Raw genomic sequence first — 14,011 nt, 5'->3', positions numbered from 1 at the left:
GTCGTATTCTCGGGCTTGGGGGCCAGGGTGGCAGACAGCCACTCCTCCCGCCGTGAAGGGGCCTGGATGCCGCGCACCACCCGGATAACCGTCATGCTGCTGTTCGCGGCGTGGGTTGTCGACTACATCGACCGCACCGTGCTGAATTTCGCGCTGCCCTCGATCGGCGATGATCTCGGCCTCGATCACACCGGCCTGGGGCTGCTGGTTTCGGTGTTCTTCGCGGCCTACGCGCTGGCCCAGATTCCGGGCGGGTTGCTGGCCGATCGGTACGGCGCGTTGAAGATCGGCGTCATCGGGCTGACGGCCTGGTCGGTGTTCACCGGATTGACCGCGCTCGCCTGGTCTTTCACCGCGCTGCTGGCCATGCGGTTCCTGTTCGGTCTGGTCCAGGGCGTGTTCCCGGCCGCGGCCCTCAAGGCGCTGGCCGAGCGCACCTATCCGGAGCAGCGGACCACCGCGACCGGCTGGACCAATGCCTCCAATGCGGCCGGCCTGCTGCTGGCCGCGGTGATCGCGGGCGTGCTGCTGCCCACGGTCGGCTGGCGGGCGATGTTCGCGGTCATCTCGGTGCTGGGCGTCGCGGTCATCGTGGCCTGGCGGCGGTGGATGCCGGAGCCGTTGGCGCAGGACGAGATTCCGATGGTCGACGGCAGTCCGGCCGATCGGCGCGCCGTGCTGTTCTCCCCCGCGCTGGCCGGCTTCGCGGTGATCTTCTTCGGCTACGACGTGCTGGTGTGGGGTGTGACCGCGTGGACGCCGACCTTCCTGCACGAGCAGCGCGGAATCTCCATGGCGGGCATAGCCTTCGCGGCGGTCCCCTCCACGCTGGCCGCCGCGGTCGGAGTGGTGCTCGGCGCGCGGCTGTCGGATCGGATCGGCGGGCGGCCCCGGCTGATCGTGGTCCCGGCGATGGCCTTCACGGCCGCAATGCTTTTCGTGCTGCCCCGGATGGGCTCGTTCCCGATGTTCGTGCTCGTCGGCACGGCGATGAGCCTGGCCGCGGGCCTGGCGTACATGCCCGCGTTCTCGGTTCCGTTGCGCGCCTTGCCGAGCGCCTACCTGGGTGCGGCGTCCGGAGTGATTATTTTCGGTGGTCAGCTGGCGGGAGTGCTCAGTCCGCTGGCGTTCGGCGTGGTGACCGATCACGTCTCGTACACCACCGCGTTCGAAACCATGGCCCTCGGCCCGCTGCTGGCACTGCTGGCGGCGACCGTGGTTCCGCAAACCGCCGAGGCGTTCCGGGCGAGTGTGGCCCGGCGCGTCGCGGCGACCGTCCCGTCGAAGGAGAGTCACACATGACCGACGCGCACTGGCAGCAGGTCTACCGGCAGCTGCACTCGCACCCGGAGCTGTCGGGCGAGGAGCACGCCACGGCCCGTCTGGTGGCCGAGGAGCTGCGCGCCATGCCCGGCTGGGAGGTGACCGAGAACGTCGGCGGCACCGGTGTTGTCGGCGTGCTGCGCGGTGGGCCCGGCCCGGTGATCTGGTTGCGCGCCGATATGGACGCGCTGCCGGTGCAGGAGGAGACCGGTCTGGACTACGCGTCGAAGGTGCCCGGCGTCATGCACGCCTGCGGCCACGACGTGCATGTCACCGCGCTGCTCGGGGCGTGCGCCGAGTTGGTCGCGCAGCCGGTGACCGGCACGGTGGTGGCGCTGTTCCAGCCCGCCGAGGAGACCGGTTCGGGCGCGCAGGACATGCTGAACGATGGTCTGCTGGACCGCTTCCCGCATCCGCGCATCGTGCTGGGCCAGCATGTCAGCCCGCTGCCCGCGGGCATCATTCTGAGCAAGTCGGGCACGCTGATGGCGGCCTCGGATTCGGTGCGGGTCACCTTCCGCGGCAAGGGCGGTCACGCGTCGCAGCCGCAGACCGCCATCGATCCGCTGCTGATGGCGGCGTCGCTGGTGGTGCGGTTGCAGTCGCTGGCCGCGCGTCAGACCGCGACCGCCAACGCGCCGGTGCTCACCGCGGGCGCGCTGCACGCGGGCACCCGGCCCAATATCATCGCCGACAATTCCGAGGTGCTGTTGAGCCTGCGCACCTTCACCGACGGTTCCCGCGATCGGATGATCGCCGATATCCAGCGCATGGCCCTGGCCGAGGCGAATGCCCAAGGTGCGCAGCAGGATCCGAAGGTGGAGTTCTTCGACCACTTCCCGGTCACCGAGAACACGCCCGGCGACACCGAGCGGGTGCTCGCCACCCTGACCGCCGCCGGACTGCCGGTGCTGCCGATGGAGCATCCGATCACCGGCAGTGAGGATTTCGGCATGTTCGGCACGGCCGCCGGTGCGCCGTCGGTGTTCTGGCACATCGGCGGTATCGACCCGGCCCGCTTCACCGCCGACGACCAGGCGCACATGCTGGCCGAGGGCGCGCTGCCGCCGCATTTCGCCTCGAACCATTCGCCGCGTTTCGCCCCCGATCCGGCGCAGGCGCTGCCCGCCGCGATCACCACCATGCTCACCGCGGCGCGCGCCGAACTCGCCCGCGCCTGAGTAGCTTTCGCGGTTACTGATCGAAGACGATCGAGACCTCATCCGATTCGGGGAGGGTCTGGCAGGCCAGGGTCAGGCCCGCCGCCAGCTCCTCCTCGATGAGGGATTCGTTCTGGATCATCCGGGTGCGACCCTGCGCGACGGTGCACACGCAGGTGCCGCAGGCGGATTCGCGGCAGACGTAGGGCGCGTCGATGCCGTGGTCGAGCAGGACGTCGAGCAGCTTCTTGCCACGCGGCCACGGCAGCGTGTGGTTTTCGCCGTCGATCTCGACCCGGACCGTCGCGGTGGTGGCGGAGGGCACGACCGGTGCGGTGGGCGCGGGTTCGACGGCCACCGGGGCATGGTGTTCGAACGGGTTGTCGCTCAGTGAGCGGTACTCCTCCTGCCGGATGTCGCGGGCGTGGACGCGCAGCTGCCCCAGCCCCTGTTTCACCGCCGACGCGAAACCCGCTGGGCCACACAGATAGATGTCGTGGTGGCGATGCGGTCGCGCCCAGGTCGCGATGGCGCGGGAACTCGGCAGTCCGCGTTCGCTCTCCAGCCAGTGGGTGACGGTGAGTCGGCGTGGGTTGCGCCGCACCAGCTCTCGCAGTGCGGCCGCGAAGATGATCGAGTCCCGGTCCCGATTCGCGTACAGCAGCACGATATTGCCGCGGCCGAGCGTCAGCGCGGACTTCAGGATCGACATGATCGGCGTGATGCCGCTGCCCGCCGCGAACAGCAGCAGGTCGTGATTCCAGGTGCGGGGCACGAAGTTCCCGGCCGGTTCCAGCACGGTGAGGATGTCTCCCGGAGAGACGTTGTCACACAGCCAGTTCGAGGCGTATCCGCCCGCGGTCCGCTTGACGGTCACAGTCGGCCGCTCGTCGCAGTGCGGGCTGCTGGAGAGCGAGTAGCAGCGGGCCACCGATCCGGTGCGGTCGCTGGGGACCTGGACGGTCAAATACTGTCCGGGCGAATACGCGAATCGGCGGCCGAGGTCGGTCGGGATATCGAAGATCAGCGAGACCGCGTCCGCGGTCTCGCTGACAACCTCGCGCACCTTGATCCGGTGGGCGCGTGCGTTCAACGGGTACCTCCCCTGCCGAGGAGCATCTCCCCGGCGGCTTGGATCCGTTCCATCGACAAGGGTTGTGTCATCCGGCGATTCACGCCCGGCGCGATCCGCAGCATGAAGTAGCCCAGCCACGCCTCGGTGCGGACCGGGACCACCGCCAGGTCGTAGTGGACGGCGCGTTCCACCGCCCGCGCCACCAGGTCCGGGCTCATCGGCGAGAACGGCAGCCGCTGCGCCAGTTCCTGGACCTGGGTCATGATCTGCTGCCCGCGCTCCACCAGTGCCTGATCGACGCCGACCGCGACCGCGTGCGCCCCGATATTGGTGTTGATCACTCCGGGGCAGATCGCGCTGACACCAACGCCTTTGGGCGCGAGTTCCAGGCGCAGGCATTCGGTGAGCATCTTCACCCCGGCCTTGGAGACCGAGTACGCCGACATCACCGGCGTCGGGGTGAAGGCGGCCGCCGAGGCGATGTTCACGATGTGCCCGCGCTTGCCCTCGTCGATCATCAACCGCCCGAACGCGCGACAGCCGTAGACGACCCCGAGCAGGTTCACGCCCAGCTGCCGCTCCCAGTCCTGCGGTTCCAGATCCAGAAACGCGCCGCTGACCAGCATTCCCGCATTGTTGACCAGCACATCCGGCACCCCGTGGTCGGCGTGCACGTCGCGGGCGAACTCGGTCCAGGCCGCCGGATCGGTGACGTCGAGCTGCATGGCGACCGCGCGGTGCCCCTTGGACCGGATGATGGCGACGGTCCCCAGTGCGGCGTCCTTGTCGATGTCGGAGACGATCACCTGCGCGCCGTGCCGGGCGAAGCGCAGCGCGGTGGCCCGCCCGATCCCGCTGCCCGCACCGGTGACCACGACCAGTCGCGGATCGATATCGTTGAACTTCACAACGCCTCCTCGGACAGCACGGCGGGTTCGGACGCGGCCGTCGCGGCCACGGTGTAGCGGTAGACGTCGAGATCGAAATGGCGGTTCTGCCAGTACATCTCGCCGTGGGTGGAGGGACGGAACGGCGAGTCGCCGTGGTTGTCGAGGTAGTAGGTATTGGATCCGTCGCACACCGGCGTGAACAGGAAGTTCTTCTGCTGTCGCCGCAGGCAGCGCTGGAAGTACTCGTCGTGCACCTCCTGCCGGATCTCGATCTCGGTGGTGCCGCGCCGATTCGACTCCGCGATGGCCCGGGCCAGATGCGCCGAGGTGGCCTCGATCATCCAGATATAGGACCCGAGCACGAACCCGTAGGGACCGGTGATGGTGAACGCGTTGGGGAATCCGGGTACCGAAACCCCTTGGTAGGACTGGTAGCGGTGCTCGTCCCAGAATTGTTCGAGGTCCTTGCCGCCGCGGCCGCGCACCGGGAACGGCGGGATCGCACCCTTGTCCCAGAGCTTGAATCCGGTGGCGCACACCAGCACATCGATCTCGTGCTCGACGCCGTCGGCGGTGATCACGCCGTGCTCGGTGACGCGCTCGATGGATTCGGTGACCAGGCTGACGTCGGCACGGTTGAAGGTGCGCAGGTAGTCGTTGGACATCGAGGGCCGCTTGCAGCCCAATCCGTAACGCGGCGTGAGCTTTTCCCGTAGCTGCGGATCCTCGACCTGGGCGCGCATCCAGCGCCGGATGGGGATCTCGGCGGCCCGGCGGGTCGCGGTGGTGAGCCACTGCGGGCCCGCCACCATGCCGCTCATGGCCACCTCGGTGCCCAGGTTGCCGACCAGCCGCAGTGCCGAGCGGATGCGCGGGTTGCCCAGCACCTGCCGTCCGGTCCGGCCCACCTCGGCGTCGTTCTTCGGGAACACCCAGATGGGGGTGCGCTGGAAGACCGTGAGGTGCTCGGTCTGGTCCACGATCGCCGGAATCAGCTGTAGCGCGGTGGCTCCCGTACCGATCACGGCGACCCGCTTGCCCGTCAGCGAGACATCGTGGTCCCACATGGCGGTGTGCATCAGGGTGCCGCCGAAGCTGTCGAGGCCCTCGATGTCGGGCATCTTGGGGCGTTCCAGCCCGCCGATGGCCAGCACCACGTGCCGCGCGGTGAGCTGCTGCCCACCGTCGGTGCGCAAGCGCCACAGGCTGTTTCGATCATCGAAGTCGGCCGCCACGATGGTGGTGTTCAGCCGCAGTTTGTCCCGCAGGCCGTACTTGTCGACCATGCCCTCGGCATAATCGCGCAGCTCGGTGCCGGGCGCGAAGATCCGCGACCAGTCCCCGCGCTGCTCGTAGGAGAAGCTGTAGATGAACGACGGAATGTCGACCGCCACCCCGGGATAGGTGTTGGCGTGCCAGGTGCCGCCCACCCGATCCCATTTGTCGACGATCACGAAATCGTGAATACCCTTGCGCTGTAATGCGATACCGGTGCCGATGCCCCCGAATCCGGCCCCGACCACGATGACCTCGTGGTCGGGGCGGACTCCGGCGGGCGCACGACTGCCACCGACGTGTGCCATGGTTTTCCTCGAATCCTTGTCTCAGCCGAGGCGATCGAGCAGTTCGCCGTCCGCGCCGAACAACTCCCGACGCCACTGCTCGAGCAGCGTCTCGGTGTCGATGTCGTCGGGGTGGAAGCCCGGCCGCATATACGGCCGCATCTCCGCGAGCAGACCCTTCACGATCGGCCCGCGCGCCAGCCGAATCGACTGCCGCGCCACCTTCAATGGCCGCCAGCTGCGCGGATCGCTGAGGATCGAGGCGAACACGCCCAGCGACACCACCGGCAGGGTGAGCACGTACATCCCGGCCATCACGCCGATCCGCACCGCCTCCTGACCGCCCGCCGCGCGATACACGTCGAAGGCCACCGACTTGTGCTCGAGTTCCTCGAATGCGTGCCAGTTCAACAGGTTCCAGACCTCCGGATCGCCGGGGATGTCCTGTATCTCCTGGGTGCCCAGCACCCGCTTGGCCAGCGTCGCGGTGTAGTGCTCGGCCGCGGCGGTGAAGGCCAGGTGCACCTGGCGCGGAACCAGGTTCTCGACCGCGATCACGCCGCGCTCCCGGGCCGCGCCCGGTCCGAAGGTGAACAGCCGCACGATCGGGAAGCCGTTGGCGATGAGCTGGTCGTTCAAGCGCCGATGCTGCTGCCCGTGCACGGCCTCCTGGCCGATGAATCCGGCCACCCGCTTCTTGAGCACGGGATCGGTGAGGTCACCGGAGAATTTGCGCACCGAGCGGATGAAGGATTCCTCGCCGGGCGGGAACGCGCCGGAGAGCACCGCGATCAGATGGGTGAGTGGGATGTCGCCCTGGACGAACTGGTGTGCCATGGGCTCGGGTTCGCCGAACCGGAAGCGCATGCGGCGCACCTTCGGGTAGGGCATGGGGGAGGTGGTTTCCTGCCGACCGATCGCCATTGGTCGGTCCTTTCTTGCGATGGAGTTGTCTTACTTCAGGTGGTCTACGAGGACCCCGTCATTGCCGAAAAGCTCACGCTGCCAACGGGACAGCAGACCCGAGGTGTCGATGTCGTCGGGGTGGAAGCCGGGGCGCAGATACTTGGCCAGCTCCGGCATCAGGCCGCGGAAGACCGGGCCGGTGAACAGCCGGTACGCCTCCCGGGCCACCCGCACCGGCTGTCGCCGCGCGGTGTCGTCGCGGACCACGGCCAGCGCCAGGCTCAGGTAGGTCAGCGGCAGTGTCAGCGAGTACATGGCGAGCATGACCCCGATGCGGGTGCCCTCGGTGCCGCCGACGGCCCGGAAGACGTCGAAGGCCACCGACTTGTGCTCGAGTTCTTCCAGCGCATGCCAATTGAGCAGGTTCCAGACCTCGGGGTCACCCGGAATCTGCTGGATCTCGTCGCTGCCCAGGACGCGCTCGGCCAGTACGGCGGTGTAGTGCTCGGCCGCCGCGGTCATGGCCAGGTGTACCTCGGGCGGGATGCGTTCCTCGATGGCCAACATGCGCGCCTTGGCCTTCTCGGAGTCGAGCCAGGCGATGGGGTAGCCCAGTTCGACCAGCTTGTCGTTGAGTTTGCGGTGTTCCTGCCCGTGCATGGCCTCCTGGCCGACGAAGCCGGTGACGCGTTTGCGCAGGTGTGGATCGGTGATGCGGTCGGCGACGCGGCGGACCGAACGAATGAAGGACTCCTCACCGGCGGGGAAGCCGCCGGACATGCCGGCCACGAAATGGCTGTAGACCATGTCGTTTTCGACGAAGTACTTGTCGTTCGAGGCGCGTTGATCGAAACGGAATCTGATGCGGCGGGCCTTGGGATAGGTCTGCGCCGGAAGGGTATTCGTCATCTGGACCATCCTTGGTGCAACACGAAGTACCTAGTACTGAGTGTTCGATGTAAGGCCAGTGTAGGATTGTCCCAGACACCACACAAGGGGTGTTCGACATCCGATCGAATTACAATCTGCCGCATGGCCTCTCACCCGCGACGCGACCGCCCGGCCGAGGTGAAGGGCGATGCCCGCCACGACCGCTGGCATTCGCACCGCGCGCTGGTGCGGGCCGAACTCATCGAGGCCACCATCCGGGCCATCGACACCCACGGGCCCGATCTGTCGATAGACGACGTGGTCAAGACCGCGGGCATCCCCCGGCCCAAGCTCTACCGCTTCTTCGGCGACAAGGTCGAATTGCTCGCCGCCGTCAGCGGATCGGTGCAGCAGCTCATCGTCGAACGCGTCACCCCGCACCTGGATCCGACCGGCCCGGTGCGCGAGGCCGTGCGCACCGCGCTGTCGGCCTACATCGATCTGGTCGCCGAGCGCCCCAATCTGTTCCGCTTCATCGTCAGCTCACACGTGGTCGCGGCCTTCGGCGCGAGCCGTCTGCTGGAGGACGGCCGCCCACTGTCCGATACAGTCGCTGGCTTCTTCTCCGGCGTGCTGCGGGTGCGCGGCGCGGACGGCGACCACACCCAGTTCGTGGTGGACGCACTGCTGGGCGCGATCGGACTGGGCGTGCTGCGCTGGCTCAACGAACCGGCCATCACCGCCAAGGAACTTTCCGAGCAGTTGACCGCCTTCACCTGGGGCGCGCTCTCGGCCACCGCCGAATCCCGCGGTCTCACACTGGATCCCGAGGCCCCACTGGTGCCGGCGCTGTCCGAGCAGCCGAACCACTAGCGCACGAATCGCTCCACCATGCGCCGTTCGCTGGCGGCGTCGGCGAGCGGCCACGACAGCAGCGACAGCACCACCCGCACGATCCATTGCGCCGCTTCGTCATCCGGCGCGATCCCGGTGAGCAGCGTGGCGAGGCGACCCAGTTCCGGGGAAGTCGCGAAGGCGCTGTCGCTGCCGCCCGCGCGGCTGACCGCGAAACCGCGCGCCAGCACCGGATCCGAGCGCACCGCGCTCACCGACGCCAGAATGGCCTCCACGATCCGGCGCGCGCCCTCGTAGCGGCCGACCGCGACACTGACCCGCTCGGCCACCGACACCGCCGCCCGGGCCATCACCGCGTCGATCAGGGCGGGCTTGCCGCGATAGTGCCGGTAGAGCGTGGCGCGCGAACATCCCACGGCCGCGGCCACATCGTCCATGCCGACGTGATCGAATCCGCGCTCCTGGAACAGCTGCGTGGCGGTCCCCACGATCCGATCGGCCGCCACCGACCGCCGCACCCCGCCCGCCAGCCAATCCACGCGCTGCTGCACCACATCCACTCCTCGAGCTCCGAGATCAGGTCTCATCCTGCGAGCTGACCCCGGATTCGTCCAGGGGCGAGGCACTCTCCCGTACCGATCACAATCCCGCGATGCCGTCTCCGAGAGACTTCATGCCCAGCACCAGGAACAGGATGCCCATCACGAGGGTGTTGTTGCGAACCGTCCATTCCTTCCAGGTGGCCAGGGTCGCGGCGGCCCGATCGCCGCCGATGGTGTGCACGAGCAGCGGAACGACCACGCACAGCGCGGCCAGCACCACGAAGACCAGTGCGGCCAGCGCCCGATTTCCGGACCCCGGGGTCAGCGAGGTGATGGTGAGCGCGCCGACGATGAGCTGGGTCAGGTTCTTGGGGTTGGCCACGACCAGGGTCGCGGCCAGGGTGGCACTCTTGATCGGGGTGAATTCGTCGAGCTTGTTCATCCACCCGGGCTGCTCGACCGACCCGGTCTCGACCTGCCTGCGCAGCTTCACGAATTGCGCTGTGGCCATGGCGAGTATCAGCAGACCGAACACCAGCTTGAACCACGGCACCCAGGACGCGGGATGGCCGGACCGGTTCGCGCCGAGGACTCCCGACACGGTGCCGAGCACGACCAGCGCGGCGACGATGGTGAGAATCCAGCCCGCCGCGAAGGCCAACCCGTTGGCCCGGCCACGCGGCGTGGTGAGCATCAGCACAATGGCGATGAGTGGGATGGGACTGATCGCCACGGCGGTCGCATGACCGAGTATCTGACCGATAGCTGAACCCAATTCAGGGCACCAACCTTCCACTCGCGACCCGCCACGACCGACGCGTCTCCTGCTCGTTATCCGGGTAATCCGGTGGTTATCCCGTCACAATTCACCATCGAAATCCACCCTGTCGACAAATTGCTGAATGTTCACCCGAAATGTGTGAGGCTGGCACCGAAGACGGTGTGAAGAGTGTCCGCAGAGAGACTTTCGAGGGTGTCGTCGTACATCCCGGTAGCGAGGAGGCGGCGCGTGAATCCAGGTGTGTCGTGGCTGCGTCGGCTCGGTAAGCCGACCGCCAAGGACGTCACCGCTGGTATGGCGACCGGTCTGTTCAGCATTCCCGAGGGCATGGCCTACGCGTCCATCGCCGGATTCAATCCGGTCGCCGGGCTCTACGCGGGCGTGGTGCCGCCGATCCTGGGCTCACTGACCGCCTCGACGGTGCTGATGGTCACCACCCTGACCAGTGCCATCGCCCTGACCGGGCAGTCGGCCCTGGCCACCGCCGGACTCGATCCGCACGATCCGGGCAACCTCGCCGCGCTGACGCTGCTGGTCGGCGTGGTCATGGTGCTGATGGGCGTGCTGCGGCTCGGGGTCGTCATGAGCTTCGTGTCCAACGCGGTGATGGTCGGGTTCTCCACCGGGATCGCGCTACAGATCATGACGGGCGTGTTCAAGGACGCCACCGGATACAAGCCCGCCGGGCACAACAAGCTTGTCCAGGTATGGAATTGGCTCACCGGGATCGGGCACTGGCAGGCGTCGGCGACCTGGGTGGCGGTGGCGACCATCGCGGTGTGGGCGGTGGCCCGGATGATTCCACGGCTCGAGGCCCTCGCCCTGCTGGTCGCCATGGTCGTGGTCAGCGTCGCGGTGGCGCTGCTGGGCACCCACGTCGAACAGGTCTCGGATATCGCCCACATCCCGGCCGCGCTGCCGGGTCTGTCGCTTCCGAATTGGGGCGCGATGCCGCACCTGGCGGCGGGCGCGCTGTCGGTGGCGCTGGTGGCGCTCGCGCAGGCCGCCAGTGTCGCGCCCTCCATGCCGAATCCGGACGGCACCCGCTCGAAGGTCAACTCGGACTTCACCGCTCAGGGCATCGCGAATCTGGGCGGCGGGCTGTTCCAGGCACTGCCCTCCGGCGGGTCGCTCTCGCGCACCGGCGTCGCGGCCGGCGTCGGAGCCCGAACCCGTTGGGCCGGAGTCATTTCCGGTGCGTTCCTGGCGCTGGTGGTGCTGATCTGCGGTGGTCTGGCCGAACGCATTCCCATGCCGGTGATCGGCGGTCTCATCCTGGTGGTCGGCGGTGAACTGATCTGGGGCAAGGTCAAAGACATCGAACTGGTGCTCCACACCTCGTGGCTGTCGACCGCCGCCCTGGTCGCCACCTTCGCCGCCACCACCCAGTTGCCGTTGCAGCAGGCCATCGTGATCGGGGCGGTGCTGTCGCTGCTGCTGTACTGCGTGCAGGCGGCTCGTCAGATCCAGCTCACCGGACTGGAGCGCAACGCGGCGGGTGACTGGACCATTACCGCTGTGCCGCAGGCACTTCCGCCCGGCAAGGTCACCATCGTCGACTATCGGGGCAGCAGCTTCTTCGCCGAACTCCCCCGGCTCGAGGAAAGTCTGCCCGACGTCTCCGGCGCGCACGACGCGGTGCTGATCCTGGTGCTGCGCGTGATGCCCGATATTCCGTCCTCGGCCATCCTGCGCCTGCTCGAACGCTACAACCGCCAATTGCGGGACGCCGGTGGGCGACTCGTGCTCGCGGGGGTGCAGCCGGAACTGGCGAAGGTCATGCAGCACACCGGTTTTCTCGACCAACTCGGCGAGGGCGGCATCGTCGAATCCGAGCCCGAGATCTTCGGGCCGGTCACCAAGGCGGAAGCCCTCGCCAACACGTGGATAGCAAACCGGTTCAGGACCCGACCATCTCCCGACGGACCGTCTCGGTGATCTCGGAAGCGGTCAGGATCATGGCCACCAGGAAGTCGACGAGCTGGGCTCGGTCGATATCCAGTTCGTCGCGCAGCCATTCGGTGAGCAGCTCCAGGCCGCCGTGCGCGACCGTGCGGGCGGCGAGCTGGGCGTGCACGCCGGTGACGGCCGCCTCGCCGAGCAGTTCACGCCCCTGATCGAGCATGACCTCCGCGACCACGCTCACCAGTTCGGTTCTGCGGCGGCGCAATTCGTCGGTGGTCTGCATATCGATGGTCAGGCGGCGGCGGGCGGGGTGATCGGCGATGGCGTCGACACTGGCCTCCACGACCGCGCGCAGCCGCACACGCGTGTCCGCGGGCTCGGTGGCGATCACACCCATGACGGCCGCGACGACCTCGGCCAGCTGCTCGTCGACCAGCTCGTAGAGCAGCCGATCGGTGTGGCTGTAGATCTCGTAGAAGTACCGGTCGTTCAATCCCGCTCGCACACACAGCGCGCGGACCTTGAGACCGCCGACGCCCTCCTCCGCGATGGTCTCGAGAGCGGCCTCACGCAGGCGTTCCCGGCGCTGGATCCGGCGTTCGTCGGCACTGAGTCCGGCGTATCGGCCACGGGGTGTCTCCACGGTTCCGCCCTGTCTGTTGCCATGCCTCGGGTTCTGGTGAAGGTTATCACCAAATTCCGAATGACCGCTTCAGTCGCTTCGGGCCTGGTAGGCGCCATCGGGACGCAGTGAGTGCGTGAGAGATTTTCTATCGAGTCTTGTCATCGACGGCAATCCGGCGGAGACTGTTGCCAGATATCTGGTGATGTCGTTCACCAGAAGCACGAAGGAGCTGCCCGATGACGCGCACTCGGCCGTCGACCATTCCGACTCGTCACCCCGACGCCCCCGCGAAGGTGCCGGTACTGGGGCCACTGGCCACGATGATGCGAATGAGGCCGCCGGACGACGCGCAATGGGCAGCGATCGGGGAAGCCCTCACGATCGGCGATCGGCCCATGGACGAGCTGGTGGACTGGATGTACACCGCCGGGATGGGGAAGGTGCGGCCACTGTTCGACCAGGCGCTCGAGCACGGCATCGACAACGTCGCGGACGCACCGGAACCCTTGCGCGCCTTCTTCACTCAGGTGGAGAACCCGCCCGCGTGGGTGGACTGGAAGCGAATCGAGTTGGGGGAACGCATCTTCCAGGCCGCCGGGATCGACGGCATCTACGTCGCGCGCGACGTTCCGTTCCTCGGCGGGTTCGTGGCCTCCGGCATCAACCGCACGCTGATGCTCACCAATACCGGCAAGAGCGGCGCGACCGGCGGTGGCCAACGGTTCGCCGAAACCATGAAGTGGGCCCTCGATGTCATCTCCGACGGCGGAATGCGGCCGGGCGGCAAGGGTTTCCGCTCCACCCTGCATGTGCGGCTGATCCACACCTTCGTGCGCAGGCATGTCGCGAACCTGCCGGAGTGGAGCGCCGAGGACTGGGGAGTGCCGGTCAATCAGACGGATATGGCGGTCACCATGCTGGGCGCGCTCTTCGCGCCGGCGCTCACCGGCATGATGATGGGCAACGTCTTCACGCCGCGGGAGCTCGACGCCATCGCGCACCTCACCCGCTACGTCGGCTGGGTGATGGGTATCGAGGAACGCTATCTGCCCACCGGCTTCGTGGATGCCACCAGGCAGCTCTACCACTATCTGACGGTTCTCACCGCCCCGGACGAAACCAGCGTGCAACTGGCCCGCCCGATGGCCGAGGACCCGTTGAACTGGCACTACCCGCATCTCAGGTCGCTGCGGCGCCGAATCGCTTGGGCCCAGCATCTTTCGATCAGCACGGCGTTCCTGGGTCGCGGCCGGATGCGCCAGCTCGGACTGCCCGGCTACATGCCGCCCTGGTACCCGGTGGCCAAATTCCCGGCCAACGTGGTCCGGTCCGGTGTGGGCATTCTGGTCCCGGGCTGGCGCGCTCGCCAGGCCCGGTCGGGTCTGCGCGCCCAGCACGCCTTCATCTCGACCCTCATCGGGCCCGAGGACGATGGCGCGATCGGCGGTTCCGTGAACTACATCGGCCACGCGGCCTGAACCAGCCCGATCGCGGTTACGCGCGTCACGACCGGCTCG

General features: G+C 67.7%; 13 protein-coding genes. 5 read left to right on the top strand and 8 right to left on the bottom strand.

The features are described from left to right. The first annotated feature begins 66 nt into the window (after positions 1–66). Both OG300_RS39220 and OG300_RS39215 read left to right on the top strand, forming a co-directional pair. Positions 67–1,302 carry an MFS transporter gene (locus OG300_RS39220; protein WP_405490008.1) on the top strand — a complete coding sequence of 412 codons (1,236 nt, stop codon included), beginning with the start codon at positions 67–69 and terminating at the stop codon, positions 1,300–1,302. Continuing rightward, positions 1,299–2,504: an amidohydrolase gene (locus OG300_RS39215; protein ID WP_405490006.1), complete on the top strand. Its 1,206-nt coding sequence runs from the start codon at positions 1,299–1,301 to the stop codon at positions 2,502–2,504. The genes OG300_RS39220 and OG300_RS39215 overlap by 4 nt, the downstream gene beginning before the upstream one ends. A gap of 13 nt (positions 2,505–2,517) precedes the next feature. Here the strand turns inward: OG300_RS39215 and OG300_RS39210 are convergent, their stop codons facing one another. The 5 genes from OG300_RS39210 to OG300_RS39190 are packed head-to-tail and all read right to left on the bottom strand — an operon-like array spanning position 2,518 to position 7,825. Next, positions 2,518–3,576: a 2Fe-2S iron-sulfur cluster-binding protein gene (locus OG300_RS39210; RefSeq protein WP_405490004.1), complete on the bottom strand. Its 1,059-nt coding sequence runs from the start codon at positions 3,574–3,576 to the stop codon at positions 2,518–2,520. Continuing rightward, positions 3,573–4,466 carry an SDR family NAD(P)-dependent oxidoreductase gene (locus OG300_RS39205; RefSeq protein ID WP_405490002.1) on the bottom strand — a complete coding sequence of 298 codons (894 nt, stop codon included), beginning with the start codon at positions 4,464–4,466 and terminating at the stop codon, positions 3,573–3,575. The genes OG300_RS39210 and OG300_RS39205 overlap by 4 nt, the downstream gene beginning before the upstream one ends. Further along, positions 4,463–6,031 carry a flavin-containing monooxygenase gene (locus tag OG300_RS39200; protein WP_405490000.1) on the bottom strand — a complete coding sequence of 523 codons (1,569 nt, stop codon included), beginning with the start codon at positions 6,029–6,031 and terminating at the stop codon, positions 4,463–4,465. The genes OG300_RS39205 and OG300_RS39200 overlap by 4 nt, the downstream gene beginning before the upstream one ends. Before the next feature lie 21 nt (positions 6,032–6,052). Beyond that, the gene (locus OG300_RS39195; protein WP_405489998.1) at positions 6,053–6,934 is read right to left on the bottom strand and encodes a metal-dependent hydrolase; all 882 of its coding nucleotides are present in this window, start codon (positions 6,932–6,934) and stop codon (positions 6,053–6,055) included. Between the two features lie 30 nt (positions 6,935–6,964). Further along, entirely contained in the window at positions 6,965–7,825 is an 861-nt protein-coding gene (locus OG300_RS39190; protein ID WP_405489996.1) for a metal-dependent hydrolase, read from the bottom strand. A 123-nt stretch (positions 7,826–7,948) separates the two neighbouring features. On the opposite strand from OG300_RS39190, the gene OG300_RS39185 reads away from it, so the two are divergent. Further along, positions 7,949–8,659, top strand: coding sequence for a TetR/AcrR family transcriptional regulator (locus tag OG300_RS39185; RefSeq protein WP_405489994.1), 711 nt, complete (start codon positions 7,949–7,951; stop codon positions 8,657–8,659). Here the strand turns inward: OG300_RS39185 and OG300_RS39180 are convergent. Together OG300_RS39180 and OG300_RS39175 are read right to left on the bottom strand one after the other, a co-directional pair. Then, positions 8,656–9,195: a TetR/AcrR family transcriptional regulator gene (locus OG300_RS39180; RefSeq protein ID WP_405489992.1), complete on the bottom strand. Its 540-nt coding sequence runs from the start codon at positions 9,193–9,195 to the stop codon at positions 8,656–8,658. The two genes, OG300_RS39185 and OG300_RS39180, sit on opposite strands and share 4 nt — an antisense overlap. An 85-nt stretch (positions 9,196–9,280) precedes the next feature. Then, entirely contained in the window at positions 9,281–9,979 is a 699-nt protein-coding gene (locus OG300_RS39175; protein WP_405489990.1) for a GAP family protein, read from the bottom strand. A gap of 213 nt (positions 9,980–10,192) precedes the next feature. On the opposite strand from OG300_RS39175, the gene OG300_RS39170 reads away from it, so the two are divergent. Further along, positions 10,193–11,902, top strand: a complete 1,710-nt coding sequence (locus OG300_RS39170; protein ID WP_405489988.1) for a SulP family inorganic anion transporter — start codon at positions 10,193–10,195, stop codon at positions 11,900–11,902. Here OG300_RS39170 and OG300_RS39165 read toward each other — a convergent pair. Continuing rightward, on the bottom strand, positions 11,865–12,512 hold the full coding sequence (locus OG300_RS39165; protein ID WP_405489986.1) for a TetR/AcrR family transcriptional regulator: 648 nt from the start codon (positions 12,510–12,512) through the stop codon (positions 11,865–11,867). The two genes, OG300_RS39170 and OG300_RS39165, sit on opposite strands and share 38 nt — an antisense overlap. 218 nt (positions 12,513–12,730) lie before the next feature. Here OG300_RS39165 and OG300_RS39160 point away from each other — a divergent pair, with 218 nt between their 5' ends. Then, entirely contained in the window at positions 12,731–13,972 is a 1,242-nt protein-coding gene (locus OG300_RS39160; RefSeq protein ID WP_405489984.1) for an oxygenase MpaB family protein, read from the top strand. Positions 13,973–14,011: the final 39 nt, after the last annotated feature.

Source organism: Nocardia sp. NBC_00511 (assembly GCF_045161165.1).
Taxonomy (GTDB): Bacteria; Actinomycetota; Actinomycetes; order Mycobacteriales; family Mycobacteriaceae; genus Nocardia.
This window is presented reverse-complemented; position numbering and strand designations above follow the sequence as displayed.